Raw genomic sequence first — 20,023 nt, forward strand, 5'->3', positions numbered from 1 at the left:
GCTTAAGACCTGCCTTTTTTCCGGAACTTATCATGGTGTGTCGAACGTGTTCAGAGGCTCTGAAAAGGGCGCTGCCGCTGTTTGCGGCTGGCTGTCTGCTGGCAGGGTGTAAACCGGCATCCGCCCCGGCACAGCATGACACTCTGCCTACCGTGCAGGTGCTCAGGGTGCAGGAAGACCAGCCGGAGAAAGTGCTTTTTGCCGGACGATACACTGCCAGCCGGATCATCCCGCTTGCGCCGACACAGGCGGGACGCCTGCGTAAAATTGCAGTTGTCAGCGGTCAGTCTGTGCATCAGGGCGATGCTCTTGCCTTGCTGGAAGACAGAGTTCTGCAAGAACAAGTGGCGCAGGCGGAGGGTGAGGCCGACGCCGCCCGTGCGGATGCCGCACAGGCTGAGGCAACCTATAAACGGAGCCGCGGGCTGGATACAGCAGGCGGCCTTTCCGCCGGAACGGTGGAAGAGCGGGAGTATGCCCGGCGTATGGCGCAGGGCAAAGCCAGATCAGCACAGGCTGCCCTCATGCAGGCCCGGATTCAGCTTGCGGAAGCGACACTCCGCGCCCCGGAGGACGGGCAGATTCTGAGCGTGACCGGTGTGGCGGGCACGCTTGTGGCGGCTGGCACTGAGGTTGTGCGGATGGCCGCCGGTGCGCCAGAGGTGCGTCTTCAGGTCCCATCCCCGTCCGCGTGGAGGGTGGGGGACCGTGCAGAGGTGAGCCTCCCGGCAGATCCGGCCGCGCGACCTGTTCAGGCTGTCGTGCAGGAAACCGGCGCGGTGGATGGTGCCAGCCAGATGCAGACGCTGAGACTGCGGCTGGAGCAGACGCTTGCTGTGCCCCTCAATAGTCTTGTGCGCGTAACCCTTCCTGCGCAACGCGCGGCACCCGTCATGCGCGTGCCGCTTACGGCCCTTGTGGAAACACACCAGAGACATGCGCAGGTCTGGGCGTTGACGGATGGCGATACCCCCCGCCTTGTGCTGCGGCATGTGGACATTGCGGGCCTGCGCGGCGCGGATGCGCTGGTTGAGGGGCTTAAAGCCGGGGAGAGAATTGTTACCAGTGGTGAGGCGTCCTTCCAGCCTGATCAGGCGGTGCAGATGATCAGTCAGGCCAGTGTACGCTGATGATGGAGCGTTTCAATGTTTCGCGCTGGGCCGTCGGGCATCCGGCACTGGTCAGCTTCATGATGGCATGCCTGTTTCTTGCAGGCGGATACGGGTTTTTTCACCTTGGCCGCGCGGAAGATCCGGCTTTTACGATCAAGAATATGGTTGTTTCCGCACAGTGGCCGGGGGCCAGCGCACAGCAGATGCAGCAGCAGGTTGCAGCCGTGCTGGAGCAACGCCTGCGCGATGTGGAAGCGATTGATAGCCTCAGCACTTATTGCGTTGCAGCCAGTTGCGTCACGCAGATTTTTCTTCGCGATGATGAGAGAAAAGAGCGTGTGCCGGTGATCTGGCAGCAGGTGCGCAACAAGCTCTCGGACCTCGGGCCGGACCTGCCCTCCGGCGTGGCCCTTGCCGCCAATGATGATTATGCGGACGTCTATGGGTATGTTTTTGCCCTGACCGGGGGAGAAAATGCCGACCTGATCAAAAAAGCCGAGGACCTGAAAAAACTTTTCCAGACAGTGCATGGCGCTGGAAAAGTGCAGGTCAGCGGGAAAATCCCGCAGCAGATTACCGTCGAGGTTGACCCGCAGCAGAGTGCGGCAAGAGGGATCAGTCTTGATCAGCTTGCCAGAGCACTCCGGAACCAGTCTGCTCTGGCGTCTGGCGGGTCTGTTGACTTTACAACCACCGTGCCGCTGCGGGTCTCCGGCGCGCTGGATGGGGTGCGGGCTGTTGCGGAGACGCCGGTTGCGGGGCCATCCGGGCTTGTGCGGGTGGGAGACATTGCGCAGGTCAGCCGGGGCTATGCCAGTCCGGCTCCCGCGCTGATCCGCTATAATGGCAAACCCGCCGTTGTGATTGCCGTCGCCATGGCAGAGGGCGCGGACGGCATGACGCTGGGGAAAACACTCCGTACTGCGGCGGCCACTCTCACGCTGCCTGCCGGTATGGTGCTGACGCAGGTGGAGGACCAGAGCAGCGTGATTCGGGAGGCCGTTAACACCTTCCTGATCAAGTTTGTGGTTGCGCTGAGCGTTGTTCTGCTGGTGGCGTTTGTCAGTCTGGGCTGGAGAGCAGGCATTATTGTCGCCTGTTCCGTTCCGCTGACCTTGGCCGGGGTCAGTCTGTTGATGGGCATGGCGCATATCGGGCTGGACCGTATTTCCCTCGGGGCGCTTATTCTTTCCCTCGGGCTGCTGGTGGATGATGCCATTATCAGTATTGAGGCGATGGTTGTGCAGCTTGAGCATGGGCGCAGCCGGGAGGATGCGGCCTCGTTCGCATGGAGCCACACCGCGTTCCCCATGCTGACGGGCACTGTTCTGACGGTTATCAGCTTTCTGCCGGTCGGGCTGGCGCACTCCACAACGGGCGAATATGCCGGAGAAATTTTCTGGGTGAGCGGTGCCGCCCTGCTGCTGAGCTGGGGTGTGGCCGTGGTGTTCATCCCTTTTCTGGGCGTGCATCTTCTGCCCCCGCCAAAGCCTGTGCGCACGGCGTATGAACCGTTTTCTACCATTCTGCTGCGCCTCGTGCTGGGGACAAGCCTGCGGTATAAAGCCGTGGTGGCAGGCGGAACATGCGTGCTGCTTGTGGCGGCGTGTGTTGGTTTTCTGCTTGTGGACCAGCAGTTTTTTCCGCAGTCCGACCGGCCTGAAGTGATGGTGGATGTTGCCATGTCACCCGGCACCGCCCTTGCGGAGACTGGAAAAACGGTTGCTCTTCTGGAAAAACACCTGTCAGGACAATATTCTTTGCGGCATATGCAGGCGCATATCGGGGATGGTGCGCCGCGCTTCTATCTGCCTTACGCGCCTGCTACACCCAGCGCGGCCCACGCTACGCTGCTGCTGGTGGCGCAGGACCTGAAAGCGCGGGAGACGCTGATTCATCAGGTCGAGACTGTTTCTCTCCCGCCCGGGGTGCATCTGCATGTGCAGCGGCTGTCACTGGGGCCGACGGCGGATTTCCCGGTGCAATACCGCATTATTGGTCCCGACCCTGAAAAACTGAGGTCTGTTGCACATGATGTTGATAAAATTCTGCGCTCAACGGAGGGGGCTGTTAGCGTGCAGGCGGACTGGGGAAACCGCACCCCCAGCCTGACATTTGAGGCTGACCCGGCCAGACTGGTCCATTTCCAGACGGACCGTGCCAGCGTGGCGGCGCAGCTTCAGGCTGCTCTTACGGGTGCGGATGGGGGTGATGTGCCGGACGGGCCACATCATCGTCCCGTTGTGGTGCGTGCCATACAGTCCGTGCGGTCTGACCCCGGCCAGTGGATGACCCTGCCGGTTGCAACCGGAGCCGCTGTGGTGCCGCTCAGCCAGCTTGGCAGCATGAGGGTGAGCACCGACTACCCCATCCTCTGGCAGAGGAATGGCGTGTTGTGCATGACGGTGCAGTCAGCTGTTGCGGCGGATGTCCAGCCCGCGACTGTGGTGCAGCGTGCGGCGTCTGCCATGCAGGCGCTCAGCAAAACGCTTCCTGCAGGCTACCGGATTGAAACTGGCGGGGATGTGGAGCTTTCATCAACCGCGGATAGTGCCATTTTCGCGTTTCTGCCGCTGACGGGCGGCCTGATCCTGCTTGTGCTGATGGTCCAGCTGCAAAGTTTCAGCCGGTCTCTGCTGGTTTTGTTTTCTGCTCCGCTGGGACTGGTTGGCATGGTTGGCGGTCTGCTGCTCACGGGTGCGCCATTTGGGTTTGTGGCCCTGCTGGGGCTGATCGCTCTGGCCGGGATGATTATGCGCAACACCATCCTGCTGGTGGACCAGATTCAGTTTAGCCACAGCAATGCCATGCCGCTGCATGAAGCCGTGATTGACGCAACCATAACGCGCGCCCGGCCGGTCTGCCTGACCGCAGTGGCGGCTATTCTGGCGTTTATCCCCCTCAGCTTCAATGTGTTCTGGGGGCCAATGGCCATTGTCATGATTGGTGGGCTTGCAGGCGGGACGGTGCTGACTCTGGTGGCTGTGCCCGCATTCTACGCCCTGCTGTTTGACCGCGCCGTAAACCCGGCACAAGAGGCGGAGGGGTCAGCCCATGTCTGAAAAATGCAGGTCGGGCCATAGCGTGCTCAGCGTGTCGTGTGCCGTCATGTTGCCGTTTCTGCTGTGTCTTGCCGGGTGCAGTATGGGGCCGGATTTTGTGCGCCCGCACCCGGTTATGCCGGAGCACTGGCAGAATGCCGGGGCCACGCCAGCCGCCCGTTCTGCTTCCCCATTCTGGTGGACGATGTTTGATGATCCGGCTCTGAACAGCCTCATGATACGGGCCGAGACAGGAAACCCGGATATGGCTCTGGCGCGTGAGCGGATTAAAGCGGCGCGCATCCAGCGCCGTGCGGCATCGGCTGAAAGTCTGCCTACGCTCAACGGGCAGGCGGCCTATACGCGGGAACGTCTGGCAACCGCCGGGGTTGGGCAGGTGCTGCGCCCTCTTCTCGGGCTTTCTCCGGGTGTGGAGGGGCAGGAGCCAGAGGGGGTGGCCTACACCAATTACAGCGTTGGCGCGGTCGCCTCATGGGAGCTTGATCTGTGGGGGCGGCAGCGCCGCCTGCGGGAGGCCGCACACGCGCAGGAAGCCGCAGTCAAGGCGGATGCGGATGCCATGCGGCTTTCCACACAGGCCGAACTGGCGCGGACCTACTTCCAGTGGCTGAAAGTGTCTGACACTTTGAACCGTGCGGAAGACAAGCTGGAAAATGCCCGGCACCTGCAGCGCATTGCCGAGACAGTGCGGGCGCACGGGTTGCTGGCAACGGTTGATCTGGACGAGTCCCGGATCGCCTGCCATGCAGCACTGGAGAAAAAAGAAGGCCTTGTTATGCAGCAGGCGGCTCTGCTCCGTGCGTTAGGGGTTCTGGCTGCAGGCCGCCCGGATGCTGATCTGCCTGAACTGCGCCAGCCTGCCAGTCTGCTGGCGGAAAAAATACCGCAGGTGTCTGCGGCAATGCCGTCAGAGATTGCCAGAAAACGCCCGGATATTCAGGCGGCAGAGGCACGGCTGCATGCGGCAACAGCAACCATCGGCATGGCGCAGGCTGATTTTTATCCGCAGATTACGCTCACCGGGCAGATCAGTCTGGATGCCCTGACGCTTGCTGAACTGGGGTGGAACGCGCGCAATACGTCCTTTGGGCCCTCGCTTACGCTTCCTGTTTTTAATGGCGGGCGTCTCTCCCGTCAGCTTGAACTGCGCCATTCCGAGCAGAAAACTGCGGGCATGTTGTACCAGATGGCGGTAGTCAATGCGTGGGTTGAGATAGAAAATCTTCTGGCTGAGCAGAAACTTTTAAAAGAACGGGTGCAGGACCAGCAGCGTCTTGTAAGCAGCGAGAAAGCGCGTGTTCTGGTCCTGCAAAAGCGGTATGAGCGCGGGGACAGCGCCCGGACCGACGTTTTGCGTGCCTCGGTGGCGGAAAAGGAGCAGGAAGAGGAACTGGCCGCACTCCATGCGGCGCTTCTGACCAATGCTGTGAACCTTAAAATAGCTTCCGGATAAAGAAATTTTGAAAGGGGTATATCCGTTAGTAAAAAACTCTGCGCTCTCCAGCGGGGGAGGCGAGCCAGAAGACCAGCCCGGCCGCTGCGCCGCCCGCTATGTTGGTAATAAGGATGCGGTTCCAGTCCGGGAGCGCATGGCCGGACGCGGACAGAGAAAAACTGGCAACGGCAAGCAGAAGGCCAAGTAAGGCGGCAGTGCCACACGCCCATATAATGCCCAGCAACAGGCAACCCGGCAGGGTTGTGTGATGGCTGGTCCGCGATAAAGCGCGATGCAGAGACAGGCAAAGGCACGCCATCGGGACGCCCAGAAAAACAAAAACCAGAAAGAACAGGCCGCTTCTGCCCAGACAATAAAGCAGGGCCGCAGGGGGCGTGAGAGTAGGGCCATGCCCGGCACCGTACAGGCTGACCAGTGCGGAGCAGATAAAGCTGTAACTCAGGACGGTTACAAAATAGCGCTGGCCCAGCCGCATGACGGTGTTCCTTTCTGAAAGACCCTCCGGGACGATCATTTTTAAGACTCAACAGTGTTTGAGAGGTTCCCCCGGAAGAGAAATTTTAACAAGGGGGCCAGAGCAGGCTAAAGGGTATGTTGCGTGCTGGCACGGTATTTGCAGGAGATGCTGTCCTGCTGTCCTGCTGTCCTGCGGTGTTTGCGTTACGTTGCGCGCCTTGTGTCAAAAGGAGCGCGTTCGCGTTCGTGACGCGGGGTGTTATGCTTGAAGCGCGGCAGAAGAGCACAGGCATAAGCTATGATAAATATGAAAGAAAAAACGCGGGATACGAGCGAACAGGAACTTGCAGAAACAGAGCGCGTGCTACAGGCGCATTTTACAGAAGAATTTAAGGCTTTTATTTTAGAGCATAACGGATGCGCGGTTGAGAGAAATATTATCCGTATTTCTGAAAATGAAGATAATGCCCTGAGATATTTTCTGGACGTTAAGGATATTCCGGCGTGTTTATCATCCCTTCATGACGATTATACGCAAAAACACTATTTTCCATTTGCGGAAGGGGAGTGCGGTGCTTTGTTTCTGATGAAAAAGCAGGGTGATCCGGGTATTTATTATTATGACCCCGATTATATGGAGCAAGACGCCATAACAAAACTATCTGATGCTTGGCAGGGTTTTCTTGATAAAATTCAACCTGAGACAACAGACTTGTCAGAGGCAGACCAGCAGGCGCTTTCAAACGCCGTTGTATGGGTCAGGCCGGGTTTTCTGGAAAGTCTGGATAAGAAATATCTTATAAAAAAATAATTGGTGGCAGAGCGCGCAAGGCGTTTGCCGGTAGCGCTGCCTTTGAAAGGAATGGCTGGATAAAGTCTGGCAGAACACAGCGCGCAGGCCCTGTTCTGCCAGTGGTTATGATTTAGTAGAGTTCCGGCACAATCATGGATTCCGGCGTCGGCTGCCGTTCATAATCCGGGTGGAAGATACGCGGCGGCAGAACCACTTCCGGGCGGGAGACGGGCTGATACGGCACCAGAGACAAAAGATGGGCAATGCAGTTCAGGCGGGCCTTCTTTTTGTCCACACCCTGTACCACCCACCAAGGGGCTTCCGGGATGCTGGAGCGTTCCAGCATGACTTCCTTCGCCAGAGTATAGGCTTCCCACCGTTTGCGGCTTTCCAGATCCATGGGGGAAAGTTTCCACTGCTTGAGTGGATCATCCATACGGGCGCGGAAGCGGGCTTCCTGTTCATCATCCGTAATGGAAAACCAGAATTTGATAATCTGGATACCGCTGCTGACGAGCATCCGCTCAAATTCCGGCACGGAGCGGAAAAATTCTTCGTATTCTTCATCCGTGCAGAAGCCCATCACGCGCTCCACGCCTGCGCGGTTATACCAGCTCCGGTCAAACAGCACGATTTCCCCCGCGGCGGGCAGGTGCGCCACGTAACGCTGGAAATACCACTGGGTCTTTTCACGGTTGTTGGGGGCGGGCAGGGCCGCAACCCGGCAGGTGCGGGGGTTCAGGCGCTGGGTAATGCGTTTAATAGCCCCGCCTTTGCCCGCAGCGTCACGCCCTTCAAACAGCACAACCACACGGTGGCCGGTGGCCTGCACCCAGTCCTGCAGTTTGATCAGTTCACCCTGCATGCGGATCAGTTCACGAAAATACACACGGCGAAATGCGCGGTCTTCTGCGTCCAGCCCGCCTATGCCAGAGGCATCATCTTCCAGAGAAAGTTCAAATTCTTCGTCAAGATCATCAATAATCTCACGACGCATCTGCACGCGTTCACGTTCTTCCGCTGTCAGGCTGTCCAGATCGCTCATTTTGTTCCCTTTATCGTCGCCGGAGGGGGCTGGAAGCGGACTATAAAGACTGGCGGAATTGATCGGTTTGAAACTTTCATGACATTGGCGGCGCGTCAGAAGGTTGTGGTGAGATTCAGTCCGGTGACAACGCCATTGCGGATATGTTTGCCAGTCTGCGGGTTGAGGGACGTGCCGCCCACGTTCCAGAAATACTGGAAATCCGGCTGCACAATCAGCCATGGTGTGGCTGCGGCCTGATAGGTGAATTCCAGATGGTGCTCCGGCACAAGCGCTCCTGCTGTGTTGGTGCCCAGCCGGAAACTGTCATGTGTGTTTTCCTTGGCGCGCAGGCCATACAGGCTGGTGCCCCATGCAAGGCCCAGCGTATCATCCGGCCTGCCGGGCAGCAGTTCATCAAACGTGAACCCGCTTTGAATTTCAGAGGAAAACCGGCTGGTTGTGCCGTTGCTCAGCGTAGCACGGGCAAAAAAGTTGATGGTTTTGCCGGAGCCTTTTTCTTTCCGCCAGATCATCTGATCAATAACGAAATAAGCCATCCAGTTCCCCTGATGATAGAACGGAGACCCGCTGCTGTCCGGGCTGGCCAGCAGGCCGCGCCGGGCATCATACCGCTGGTCCGGGAAACGCCCGGTGTCATACAGGCCGCCGACTTTCCACACGCCGGGCAGCGCCACATCATCCCGTCCGCCTATCTGTTTCGCAGCGTCCAGCCAGAGCTGGGCTTCCCCCATGAACAGCGCGCCCCCTTTGGTGGAAAACAGCGTGCCGGACGGGTCGCGCTGGGAAGCACTGATATCACTGTAAAACGGGCCGTGGGTCGGGTTGTCATTCGTAATGGCGCCCATCAGCACAAGCGGGGCCGCAGGCCGCCACTTTACGCGGCCGCCCACAGCGGAATAGGGCCATGAGGGGCCGCCGGAATAGAGGTTGCTGGACGTGGAAAGCGGCCACCCAAAGCTGGAGTTCAGAAAAAATGAGGCGTTCTGACTGACAAGAAATTCCGTATCCAGATCCAGCGTGCCGACGCGTACATCCAGTGTGCTGTTCAGGAAACTTTGCCCGTACCACAGTTCAAACAGTCGGGTTGAGCGCCCGGCATCATACCCGCTGACGGTGTTGAGCGCGCCCAGACGTTCCCCGGTAAAGGACCGTCCGCGGATTTGCAGCGCGCTGACATTCAGCAGGCCGCCCTGCCAGCCAAAGGCCTTCCCGGTATCCAGTGAGAGCGCGACGGCGGTCATGCCATCATAGGTTGCCCCGCGCTGCATCCCGCCGGAGGCCAGCCCCCAGAGTTCCTCGACATCCTGCAAGGTAATCCGCACGCCTTTCTTGCCCAGCCATGTGCGCGCGCCGCCCATTGTGCCGAGCATTTCTGTGCTGGCATCCTCTTCGGGCGGGGAAAAGGTGGGGGAAGGCACCGGGAGCGGCACGCCCGAGGGCAGAATATCGGTGGCGAGCGGTGTTGTGGCCGCCTGAACCGGGAGGGAGGCAAACAGGCCGGAGACCAGACTGCACAGCATTGCAAGACGCCGGGCGGGCCGGGTCCGGCTGGTGAGCGGAAAGGCGTCAGGCGTTTTCAGCATGGGACGGGCGGGCAGGCCGGGGCTCCGTAGGCAGCACAAGGGAACGGCGCGTACGGGGCACAGGGGCAGGAGGATCGGGTTTGTGGCACGCCTGCTCCTTTATAGTGACGGCAGTGGGGGACTGTTGACGATGCCTTCGTCGATTTAAAGTGACGGTATCATGACACAGCCTCAACCTGCCGTCGTTTACAGGGCAAAGGTGGCTGATGTGCGCGGCATGCGGGGCGTTTGCCGCATCAGGGGCGCGTCAGGGTGTCTGGCACTTTGCTAGCCTCATTCAGGCTGCGGTTGCCAGACCCCGGAAGAAGGTGGCTCCGGGTGGGGCACCCTCCTCCGGAATGGTCCGTCCGGAAGGATGATGGGCCGGGACCGATACGGGTGGAGGGCAGGCAGGGGCTCTGGCTGTGGAGCAACCGGGAACCGCCTGCCTGAGTGTGGCCTCAGACCGTGGGCACGCCCTTGCTGGTGGAATATTCGAAGTGCAGCGCCTGATCGGGGTTGACGATCGGGTAGATGGAATGGGCGGCCATTGCCCCTTCACTAAACCCTTGCAGGATCAGTTTGAGTTTGCCGGGGTAGGTCGCCACATCACCAATCGCGAACACGCCGGGCATGCTGGTCTCACAGGTGGAGGGTGTGACGGGAACGGTGGAGCGGATGGTGTCCATGCCCCAGCGGGCGATGGGCCCGAGGTCCGTCGCCAGTCCGAAGAAGGGCAGGAGCGTGTCTGCTTCAAGGTGTCGGGTTGCACCGTCCAGATCTACTACTTCCACGCTTTCCAGAGTGCCATGCGCGCCGTGCAGGGCGTGGAGCTGGTAAGGCACAACTTTCTCAATCTGCCCGGCGGCTACCGCATCATCCAGTAGACGCAGGCTTTCCGGCGCGCCGCGGAAGCGGTCACGACGATGCACCAGATACAGTTTTTCTGCCTTGTCTTTAAGGGCCAGCGCCCAGTCCAGTGCGGAATCCCCACCACCTGCAATCACAATACGTTTGTTTTCAAAATCGGCTTTGCGGCGCACGTAATACTGCACGGCTCCGCTTTCCTCAAACGCTTCAAGCCCGTCCAGCGGGGGGCGGTTGGGGCCGAATGCACCGGCGCCTGCTGCAATAATCACGGCTTTGGCGGTAACGGTTGCACCTTTATCCGTGCCCAGCGTGAACGCGCCCCGGTGGCCGCTCAGGCTTTCAATCCGGTGTTTGAGCAGGCGCGGGATATCAAACGGGGCAATCTGCTGTTCCAGATTGGCAATCAGTTGCGCGCCTTCGACCGCGGGGCAGGCGGGAATGTCATAAATCGGCTTTTCAGGATACAGCGCCACACACTGGCCGCCCACTTCCGGCAGCACGTCAATCAGCACGCACCGCAGGCGCAGCATGGCGGACTGGAAAGCGGCAAACAGCCCTGTGGGGCCCGCGCCGATAATGGCGACATCAGTCTCAATCGGCATATCCGTCATGGCGCGGTGGGTCTCCCTTTCTGGCCGTATGATCTGCCGTTGTTTTTGCGACAGGTTGCAAAGGGGTGCAATAGGGCAAGCCTCCGCAGGCATTGGATGTTTCGATTTCTGATTGGTGCAATGCCTGAAAAGACAAGACGTGTCTGTCTTCAGTCAGCGTTCAGCCGTTTCAGATGATGCGTGTCATGGATTACGATAAGATTCGTCTTAATGTCAGAGTTTTTCTGAAAGGAGGCTGTCAGTATCGTGTTGCAGCGCCAGTATAAAAGTAATTGCTTCCTTATGTGTACGGATAATTGTGAGTTTATCTGGCCAACGACTGATTTTTTCAAACAGCATAGACCGTTCATGTCCGTAATAGTCGGCAGACCAGCGAAGTTCTTCCCTAAGGGCCTGTAGTGTTCCACGGCTGTTGTTACGGGGAAAACACTGACGGCCAAGAAATCGCCGGAAAATCTGCACATTATTTTTCCAGCGAGGAATATCCAGAATAACGATGTGAGTCGCGTGTTCCATCGCCTTGTCAGCCCATTTGAACTGCACGCCTTCAACAATCCATGCGTCGCGTTGCACAACGCTATCCAGCATAGCTAAGCGTGCGGCAGGGTCACGGCGTACATCACCCTCTGGCCGCCGGACCCAGTGCATTTCATCCAGAGGGAATACGGGGAGAGAGGCTTTATGAGCAAGCTCTGAAGCGAGCGTTGATTTGCCGCAGCCAGTTGGGCCAGTTACGAAAAGGCGCACGGAGAATACCAGAAGAGAGAGCTAACGGAACACTTATAGCATATGTCTGCATGCCGAGCGAATTACGTAAACCACAGTTCGGTATTTTCCGGCAAATAATCAATTCTGAACAGTAGTGTGATGGGGATTGTGCCTCGGGCATCTGCCTTCCGCACAATCCTTGTCTTCGCTAGGTCATTTTTTATTACGCGCTGACGGAGAGAGGATTCCAGTAGCGTTGCTGAGAGGTTTTCAGGCCGCCAGAGCCTTTTTCAGCCCTGCATCCAGCACGTCGAGGAAGTCCTGCGTGTTGAGCCATTTGGCGTCTTTGCCGACCAGAAGAGCGAGGTCCTTGGTCATCTGGCCGCCTTCCACGGTTTCAATGCACACGCGTTCCAGTGTTTCAGCAAAGTGGACCACGTCCGGCGTGTTATCAAAGCGGCCCCGGTAGGCCAGCCCGCGTGTCCATGCAAAAATGGAGGCAATGGGGTTGGTGCTGGTGGGGCGGCCTTTCTGGTGCTCGCGGTAGTGGCGGGTCACGGTGCCGTGGGCGGCTTCTGCTTCCACAACCTCGCCTGTCGGGTTGAGCAGAACGGACGTCATCAGGCCGAGGCTGCCAAAGCCCTGGGCCACAATGTCACTCTGCACGTCACCGTCATAGTTTTTACAGGCCCACACATAGCCACCCGGCCATTTGAGGGCACAGGCCACCATGTCATCAATCAGGCGGTGTTCGTAGGTCAGACCAGCCTTTTCAAAATCCGCTTTGAATTCCTTGTCATAAATCTCCTGAAACACGTCTTTAAACAGGCCGTCATAAGCCTTCAGAATGGTGTTTTTGGTGGAGAGATAGACCGGCATGTTGCGGTCCCGCCCGTAGGAGAGGGAGGCGCGGGCAAAGCCTTCAATAGACGCACGGGTATTGTGCATGCCAAGGGCCACGCCGGGGCCTTTGAAGTCATGCACGTCCAGCGTCACGGGTTCACCGCCGCCTTCAGGCGTGTAGGTCAGTTTGACGGTGCCGGGGCCGGGTATGCGGGTTTCCACAGCGCGATAAATATCACCATAGGCATGGCGGCCGATTACAATCGGTTTGGTCCAGTGCGGTACAAGGCGCGGCACGTTGGAGCAGATAATCGGCTCACGGAAGATGGTGCCATCCAGAATATTGCGGATGGTGCCATTGGGGGAGCGGTACATGCGCTTCAGCCCGAATTCCGTCACGCGGGCTTCATCCGGCGTAATGGTGGCGCATTTGACGGCCACACCGTAGCGTTTGGTGGCTTCAGCAGCGTCTACCGTTACCTGATCATCCGTGGCGTCCCGGTGCTCAATGCCCAGATCATAATATTTCAGGTCAATATCGAGATAGGGCAGAATCAGCCGTTCGCGGATAAAATGCCAGATGATGCGTGTCATCTCATCACCATCCATCTCGACGATGGGATTTTTAACTTTGATTTTTGCCATGGTGAAATACTCCCTCATCCCCGCACGGGACCGTAAAAATGCACACGAAGCGTATAAGCATCATGCGGCAGGCGGAGGGACGGAATAAGGGGTAAGGGCCGGTCTGTCGCTTCACATTCCGGGTAGGAAAAGACGGGCAACACCGGTGTTTTCCCCGGTTTTATGCCGCCGGAGGCCGGATTTGCGCGGGGTATGTGCAGGGGGCGGAAGTGGTGTAGGAGGGTGCATCACAATATGGTCAGGACTTCATGACAGCATCAGCGTCTTCTCTGCCATCCCGAACCCAGTCTTTTTCCGTCGTGCTGGCGATAGAGCTGTGGGAACGGTTCGGCTTTTACGGCATGCAGGGCATCCTGCTGCTTTACATGATCCAGCGGCTCGGCTTTTCCGATGCACAGGCCAATCTGCTCTGGGGCACCTTCTCCGCCGTCTGTTATGCGGCCCCCGCTGTTGGCGGCTGGGTTGGAGATAAAGTTCTGGGTGCCCGCCGTACCATGGTGCTGGGCGCTGTGGTGCTGACGGTGGGTTACGCCCTGCTGGGGGTGGATTTGGGTGGCCAGATGGCGCTGTTTGCCGCCCTCGCGGTCATTGCTGTGGGCAACGGGCTGTTTAAATCCAATGCGGCCAATCTGGTCCGCCGGATTTATGAAGGCGACGATACCCGCATCGATGTTGCCTTCACCATTTACTACATGAGCATCAATGTCGGCTCCACGCTGTCTCTCCTGCTGACGCCGTGGTTGCAGGAAAAATACGGGTGGTCTCCGCCATTTCTGGTCTGTGCGGCGGGGCTGGCGTTTGGGGTGGCGTGTTACACGCTGTTCCATAAATGGCTGGCGCGCGTTGGCTCCCGCCCGGACTTTGAACCTGTCGTGTTTTCCCGCCTGATGGCGGTGCTGGGCGGTATGGTGCTGGTTCTGGCCGTTATGGTCGGGCTGCTGCGCTATCCGGCCGCGGGCCGGGCTTGTGTGTGGGTGGCTGCGCTGGCGGTCGGCTGTGTGTGGGTGGTGCTTTACCGCCGGGCTTCCGCTGCCGTGCGCCCCGGCCTGCGGCTGGCTTATCTGCTGATTGTGCAGACCATGCTGTATTTTGTGTTCTATCAGCAGATGGTCACATCCCTCACACTGTTCGCGCTGCGGGATGTGGACTCAGCCTTCACGCTGGGCGGCATCACGCTGTTCCATATGTCTGCCGGGCAGTTTCAGGCGCTTAATCCGGTCTGGATCATGCTGGCCAGCCCGCTCCTGTCATGGGTGTATAAGAGCATGGCGGATAAGGGCTGGAATTTCCCCATTGCCGAGAAGTTCATTGTCGGGTTCTCGCTGGTCTCGCTCTCCTTCCTGATCTGGTGGTGGAGTGCCGCGACCGGGGGCAATCATCTTGTCTCCCCCTGGGTGATGTTCTGGGCCTATGGGGCGCTGTCTATCGGGGAATTGCTGATCAGTGCGCTGGGTCTGGCTGTGGTCGCCCGTTATGCGCCCGCCAATGTGGGCGGCTTCATGATGGGCAGCTACAACGTGTCCAACGGTGTAGCGATGTATCTGGGCAGCGCGCTAGCCAATCTGGCCGCTGTTGGGCCTGCCGTGGCCTCCGCGGACCCGGCCCAGACCCTGCCGGTCTATGCCGGGCTGTTCCGTATGCTCTTCCTGCTGGGTGCGGGCTGCACGCTGCTGTTTGTGCTCTGCCTGCCCTTTACCCGCCGGTGGGATGCTCAGCACAGGGCGGCACAGGGGCGATAGCCGTAAGCGGTAGCCCGTCAGTTTGCATCAGTGCTGCGTGTGCGTGGGGCGGGGGGAAATCCTCCGCCCCATTTGCGTTCGGGCGGGCAAACAGGCTGCTGTTTGTCCAGAGTTCGCGCCTGCGCTCCGTCTGAAGGGCATCCGAAGGGCAGGGCGTCAGCGTTTTCACGAAAGTCTCTCCATCTCACCCGGCCCGCACAACAGCGGCCCGGCATTCAAGTTGCTGCCCAAACGCGGGGAGATGGGAAAGGTTCAGGTCGGTCTGATGTAACCGGAAGGTATGACGGACCTGTTACATGCTGCGGGCACCGTGCTGGCTCAGCGCGCTTTAACGGCGAGGCGCCCTTGCCTTGCGCCAGTTTCCTTCAGCGGAGGCTTTATAAGCAAGTTCATCGTGCCCGTAACTGGCATTCGCGCGGCTGTGGTGGCCAAGCAAAAATCCCTCACCTGTTGCTACTGGGGCTTCTGATGGTGAGGTCTCAAAAAGATATTTTATGGCACCTATGGTCGTTACGCCGGGACCTGTATTCATCCAGATATTTTCAAAGCTGGCGGAATTGTTTTTGTAACGGGTAAGAGACTCACACAGTGCGTGAATAATACCTTCAATCAGAGGGTGTTTTTTTCTGGAGATAATAAGCCCGTTTTCAATGCACCATGGGGATCCAATGGCATACATTAGAAAACATTCGTAGGCAGCATGGCCGGTGATATCACTGAGCGGTGCGTGCATAGAAATATCAACATCAATATAAATCCCGCCGTGAATATACATGTCGCACATACGCCACAGATCAGAGCGCATGGTGGGATGAAAACACACATCAAAAAGCTCAACCATACTCTGGCCGAAATGGGTGGCGAGAAACGCTCGCGCTGAGTCATCATGGGTGAGGGTCAGCTCAAAACCCGGATTATTGTTTTTTACTTTTTCGATGGAAGCTGACACGTCATCCGGCAACGTCTCACTATGCCAGTATTGTGAAATTCTTTTAGGGATAGAGGATGGAAAAACGCCCTCGCCCGGAGGAGCGATGTCTTCCTGAGTAAGCGTTGGAAGCCACCCACTTTCCACGCCTTGCTTAAGGCAACGGAAAAAATCCATTTTGGCAACAGGCGTGGCAGGACGTTGTGAGTTGGTGTCTGTGCTCATGACATACTCTTTGCTTCTTGTATGTTTTTTAAAACTGACCTCTTCGCACAATGCAAGTATTAAGACTAATTTTATAGATTTTTCTAATTATTAGGAAGTTATTTCTTCTGAAATGGATAAATCAGGCTGAATATTTTCAGGCCCGCCACAGAGTGTGACGGGCCTGCCAGAAGGTAGTTTTGACTGTAGGGTTCTAACCTGCGTGAAGTCTGAAAAAGTCTCTCAGAATTCAGCAGACAGCGTGAAGTGATAGACACGTGGCAGGCCCGCATACAGGCTGGAGGCTGCGCCGGAGGTGCCGCTGGGGGCCCCTGTGTAGACTGACGCCCAGTAGCGTTCATTCGTGGCGTTGCTCACCCCGAAGCGCAGGACCATCGGCAGTCTTTCCGTCGCGCGGAAGCTGTAGCGCGTGCCAAGGTCCAGCGTGGTGTAGGAACCTGTGTGCAGGGTGTTGGTCACGTTGGCAGCACGGTTGCCCATGTAATGCACGTTGGCGTTAAACGCCCAGCCGGACGCAAAGCGTCCAAGGGAGGCAGGCAGGCGGTAATCCAGCAGCAGGTTGGCCTGAATTGGGGCCGCTCCCACAATTTCCTTGCGGTCCAGCGCGCGGGAGGCCGCGTTGACCAGTTCCGCATCCAGCCATGTCATGCCGGCCAGCACGGACAGGTTGGGCAGGACTTCACCCGAAATCTGGGCTTCCACACCATAGTTCCGCTGCGTGCCGCCGTACTGGTAGGTCTGGCAGTTGGTCATGGCGGCACACCCGGCATTCGGGTTGGAGGCCGCGACATACATGGCGTAGGGCGATGTCATGCGGAAGCCCGCCACGTTAAACTGCATGGTATTGTAACGCAGTTTGTAGCCGACCTCATATTCTTCCGAATGCGCTGCGGGCAGGGCGATGTTGGTGTTGGTGTAGCTTGTGCTGTTGGGCGTAACAGGCCCGGCTTCCACGGAGCGACCATAGGTGAAGTAGAAGGTCTGGTTGTCCGTCGGCTTATACATGATGCTGGCGGTCGGGCTGAACGCGGCGGAGGTTTCAAACGTATCCCGCATGGCGGTTTTGGCGTTCAGCGCGCCGCGCTGATGGATCCAGCCCCATGAGAGCGTGCCCATGATGGACCAGTGTTTGTTCAGTTGCAGGGTATCCCCCACAATAAAGGACTGGCTCATGATGCTGCTGGATTTATAGCGGCCATGATAATAAGGCTGCGTGCCACCGTTCTGGCTTGCGCCATACATGTTGTGGATACCCAGATTCTGCGCGGCGGTTGAGGCCGCAACCGGGTTGTAGTTGCCCATCATGTAACCGTTGGTGCCAATCACCAGATCATGCCGGATGGGGCCGGTGTAAACACGCCCGTTAAGGTAAGCCATGTTACTGCCAACGCGGAAATCATTCGCGGTGGTGGTGGCGGTCGCTTTGGAACTGTACCAGCCGTCGCTCCCGCGCAGACCGCCACAGGTCTTGCCGCCGTCACACAGCGTATCGGCGACACCAAATGCCTGACGGGCTGCGTCCTGATACAGGCCACCGAGCGTGAAGCTCCAGTTCTCGTTGAACTGATGCTTGATCTTGCCCAGAAAGGTGTTGGTTTCCATGTGGTAACCGCTCCATTCCGGAGCCAGACGCTTGCTCAGGTCCGGGGCTTCGGGGAGTTTGTCACCGCCCACGCCGGTGGCCAGAATACCAAAACCGGGCGCACCGCCGCGCTGGTCATAGGTGTAGTGGCTGGCGTCAATTTCGATAACTGTTTTGTCGTCCAGATGGAAATCGAAATCCCCGCTGACCATTTCACGGCGCATGGAACTGCCCTGCGTATAGGCCGTGCCATCCGCATGCAGCATGTTCAGGCGGTAGCCAAACCAGCCATTGCGGCCCAGACGCCCGGAAATATCGCCGTTTACGGTCGGGGTGCCGATGGAGTCCACACCGACGGAAAGCCGTTCCGTGCGCCGGTCAGTCGGGCGTTTAAGCGTGTATTCAAACACGCCCGCCGGGTTTTCGGGCCCGTACATGGCACCGGCCAGACCGTTGAGAACCTGAAGGTTATCCACCCATTCCGCCGGATATGGCGTGGTGGAAACAACATTCAGGCCGTCCAGACGGGAGTTGGCCACAACATCGGATTCAAACCCGCGGGACTGCGGGCGGGAAGTGTTGGGGTCCCCGCGCACTTCAAGCTGCACGGAGGGCAGATACTGCGCCATATCATTGATGCTGCGGATCTGCTGGTTGACCACTACGTCATGCGTCACACCCATGACGGAATAGGGCGTGTCCAGCGTATCGCGGTTGCCCAGCGGGCCGAGATACACAACCTTGTTCATGTATTTGGCGGCCGTGCCGTCTGCTGCGTGGTGCCCGTGGACGTTAATGGTCTCCCCGTTGGAGCCATCCAGAATCCCGGCAATGGGGGTGGAGGTGCGTCTTGCGGCCCCCACAGCGGCAGGGGCTTTCAACGCGGCTTTTCTGGCAGGTGTGGCTTTGACAACGGCACGTTTGTCAGGCGTGCCGTAGGGGGCCGAAGCCGGGGTTGCGGCCAGAGCGGAACTTGTCAGCAGGAGTGCGCCGAATGTTCCTGAAGCGAAAAGGCGGGGAAAACGATCGTGCATGGCTCAGGCAGGTCCGGGAATTGGTAAAGAACAGAAGGTGAGCCGCTTCTGCCGGTCCTGCCGGGTGTTGTCCATATACGGTGATGCATAAACCTGTATATACAGGAATATAATCACTGGACTGATGCCAGAATAATACAGTCAGGCCGCGTTCACTCGGAAATCCGGCGGGACTGTTCGGTTTTCTGCATCGGCGTAATGCAGAAAATCTATTGGAGAAGGGCGGGAAGGAACCCGGCCCCTGTCGTGCCAGCAGGCTCAGTATTCTTGTGGTTTTTGTGGGTGATGCAGGCAGAGGGAGGCGGACGTCTCCGGGGTGTGCCTTTATTGTGCCCGCTTCAGCCTGTCTTTAGCATGGGCTTCCTCAGGCAACCGGAGAGAGATGTTACGTGAACTGGCTGTATTTATTTATGAGCGGATTTCTGGAGATTGGCTTCACCACCTGTATGCGTTTTGCAAAAGGGTGGCAGGATATTGGCTGGTTTATCGGGCTGCTGTTTTGTCTGGTGACAAGTATCGGACTGGTGCAGCTTGCAACCCGCACCATTCCGCTGGGTACGGCCTATGCCATCTGGACAGCATTAGGTACCGCCGGAACCGTCGTGTTCGGCATGGTGGCGTTTCATGAACCCGTTTCCGTCATGCGGCTGGTGTTTATTGCCGGGATTATGGTGTGCGTGATCGGGCTGAAAGTCTGTGGTGGCTAAAAATGCCGGGCGGCTGAACAGAGCCGAAAACGGGGGTCGCCAGCTAGGGCGTGTCGTCAGTTAAACGGGGGGCTTATGAAGCTTGTACTCCCGTTTGATCTGTGATGTTTTCTTCCTGTTTCTGGAACGGGGAGAGTGTGAATGCGACGGTATGGTCTGAGCGATGGTCAGTGGGAGCGGATAAAAGATCTTCTCCCGGGTCGCGAAGGTCATGTCGGTGGGACGGCTGCGGATAACCGTCTGTTTATCGAAGCCGTGCTGTATCGTTACCGTGCAGGCATTCCCTGGCGTGATCGAGCGGATTTTCCTGCATCTGGCTGCTGACCATGACAACGAATACATGATGATCGACAGCACCATTGTCCGTGCTCACCAGCATAGCGCGGGCGCCCGTAAAAAAGGGGTATGGATCAGGCCACCGGGCGGTCCCGTGGCGGACTGACCACGAAAATCCATGCCATTGTCGATGCCGCGGGAAAGGCTGCGGCTCTTTCCCTGACGCCCGGACAAAGGGCCGACATCACAGAAGCAGAGCCATTGCTCGATGAAGTCGATCCCGAGGTCTTCATCGCCGACAAGGCTTATGATGCCGATCCCCTCATCGAAAAGCTTGAAGAGCGGGGGATCACACCGGTTATTCCG

The 20,023-nt window shown here is 58.2% G+C and carries 14 protein-coding genes and 1 pseudogene; 7 read left to right on the forward strand and 8 right to left on the reverse strand.

The window, feature by feature from the left end:
- Positions 1 to 32: 32 nt before the first annotated feature.
- From KP699_RS13145 to KP699_RS13155, 3 genes are read left to right on the forward strand one after another with little or no spacing between them, the layout of a single operon-like run.
- On the forward strand, positions 33 to 1,130 hold the full coding sequence (locus tag KP699_RS13145; protein ID WP_252347055.1) for an efflux RND transporter periplasmic adaptor subunit: 1,098 nt from the start codon (positions 33 to 35) through the stop codon (positions 1,128 to 1,130).
- On the forward strand, positions 1,130 to 4,174 hold the full coding sequence (locus tag KP699_RS13150; protein WP_215762938.1) for an efflux RND transporter permease subunit: 3,045 nt from the start codon (positions 1,130 to 1,132) through the stop codon (positions 4,172 to 4,174). The genes KP699_RS13145 and KP699_RS13150 overlap by 1 nt, the downstream gene beginning before the upstream one ends.
- A complete protein-coding gene (locus KP699_RS13155) occupies positions 4,167 to 5,627 on the forward strand; it encodes an efflux transporter outer membrane subunit (protein WP_215762939.1) in 1,461 nt (486 codons plus the stop codon). Before KP699_RS13150 ends, KP699_RS13155 begins: the two co-directional genes overlap by 8 nt.
- A gap of 25 nt (positions 5,628 to 5,652) precedes the next feature.
- On the opposite strand, the gene KP699_RS13160 is transcribed toward KP699_RS13155, so the two are convergent.
- On the reverse strand, positions 5,653 to 6,105 hold the full coding sequence (locus tag KP699_RS13160) for a hypothetical protein (protein ID WP_215762940.1): 453 nt from the start codon (positions 6,103 to 6,105) through the stop codon (positions 5,653 to 5,655).
- Positions 6,106 to 6,384: 279 nt separating this feature from the next.
- Here KP699_RS13160 and KP699_RS13165 point away from each other — a divergent pair, with 279 nt between their 5' ends.
- The gene (locus tag KP699_RS13165; protein WP_215762941.1) at positions 6,385 to 6,897 is read left to right on the forward strand and encodes an SMI1/KNR4 family protein; all 513 of its coding nucleotides are present in this window, start codon (positions 6,385 to 6,387) and stop codon (positions 6,895 to 6,897) included.
- A gap of 112 nt (positions 6,898 to 7,009) precedes the next feature.
- On the opposite strand, the gene ppk2 is transcribed toward KP699_RS13165, so the two are convergent.
- The 5 genes from ppk2 to KP699_RS13190 form a co-directional block, all read right to left on the reverse strand.
- Positions 7,010 to 7,924 carry a polyphosphate kinase 2 gene (gene ppk2 / locus KP699_RS13170; RefSeq protein ID WP_077930333.1) on the reverse strand — a complete coding sequence of 305 codons (915 nt, stop codon included), beginning with the start codon at positions 7,922 to 7,924 and terminating at the stop codon, positions 7,010 to 7,012.
- A 95-nt stretch (positions 7,925 to 8,019) separates the two neighbouring features.
- Positions 8,020 to 9,510 carry a carbohydrate porin gene (locus KP699_RS13175; protein ID WP_252347056.1) on the reverse strand — a complete coding sequence of 497 codons (1,491 nt, stop codon included), beginning with the start codon at positions 9,508 to 9,510 and terminating at the stop codon, positions 8,020 to 8,022.
- A 440-nt stretch (positions 9,511 to 9,950) separates the two neighbouring features.
- Positions 9,951 to 10,970, reverse strand: coding sequence for an NAD(P)/FAD-dependent oxidoreductase (locus KP699_RS13180; RefSeq protein ID WP_215762942.1), 1,020 nt, complete (start codon positions 10,968 to 10,970; stop codon positions 9,951 to 9,953).
- Between the two features lie 213 nt (positions 10,971 to 11,183).
- A complete protein-coding gene (locus tag KP699_RS13185; RefSeq protein ID WP_215762943.1) occupies positions 11,184 to 11,717 on the reverse strand; it encodes an AAA family ATPase in 534 nt (177 codons plus the stop codon).
- Between the two features lie 231 nt (positions 11,718 to 11,948).
- The gene (locus KP699_RS13190) at positions 11,949 to 13,166 is read right to left on the reverse strand and encodes an NADP-dependent isocitrate dehydrogenase (RefSeq protein WP_025829415.1); all 1,218 of its coding nucleotides are present in this window, start codon (positions 13,164 to 13,166) and stop codon (positions 11,949 to 11,951) included.
- 248 nt (positions 13,167 to 13,414) lie between these two features.
- On the opposite strand from KP699_RS13190, the gene KP699_RS13195 reads away from it, so the two are divergent.
- Positions 13,415 to 14,905, forward strand: coding sequence for a peptide MFS transporter (locus tag KP699_RS13195; protein WP_077930328.1), 1,491 nt, complete (start codon positions 13,415 to 13,417; stop codon positions 14,903 to 14,905).
- 328 nt (positions 14,906 to 15,233) lie between these two features.
- Here KP699_RS13195 and KP699_RS13200 read toward each other — a convergent pair whose 3' ends face one another.
- The gene (locus KP699_RS13200; protein ID WP_215762944.1) at positions 15,234 to 16,058 is read right to left on the reverse strand and encodes a glycosyltransferase family 32 protein; all 825 of its coding nucleotides are present in this window, start codon (positions 16,056 to 16,058) and stop codon (positions 15,234 to 15,236) included.
- A 222-nt stretch (positions 16,059 to 16,280) separates the two neighbouring features.
- Positions 16,281 to 18,674: a TonB-dependent siderophore receptor gene (locus KP699_RS13205; RefSeq protein ID WP_215762945.1), complete on the reverse strand. Its 2,394-nt coding sequence runs from the start codon at positions 18,672 to 18,674 to the stop codon at positions 16,281 to 16,283.
- 389 nt (positions 18,675 to 19,063) lie between these two features.
- Here KP699_RS13205 and KP699_RS13210 point away from each other — a divergent pair, with 389 nt between their 5' ends.
- Positions 19,064 to 19,381 (forward strand): multidrug efflux SMR transporter, encoded by a 318-nt coding sequence (locus tag KP699_RS13210; protein ID WP_025829026.1) that lies wholly within the window; start codon positions 19,064 to 19,066, stop codon positions 19,379 to 19,381.
- Positions 19,382 to 19,522: 141 nt separating this feature from the next.
- A pseudogene (locus KP699_RS13215) lies at positions 19,523 to 20,023 on the forward strand (IS5 family transposase); the annotation flags it as partial.

The sequence above is a fragment of the Acetobacter sp. P1H12_c genome (assembly GCF_018811975.1).
Taxonomy (GTDB): Bacteria; Pseudomonadota; Alphaproteobacteria; order Acetobacterales; family Acetobacteraceae; genus Acetobacter; species Acetobacter persici.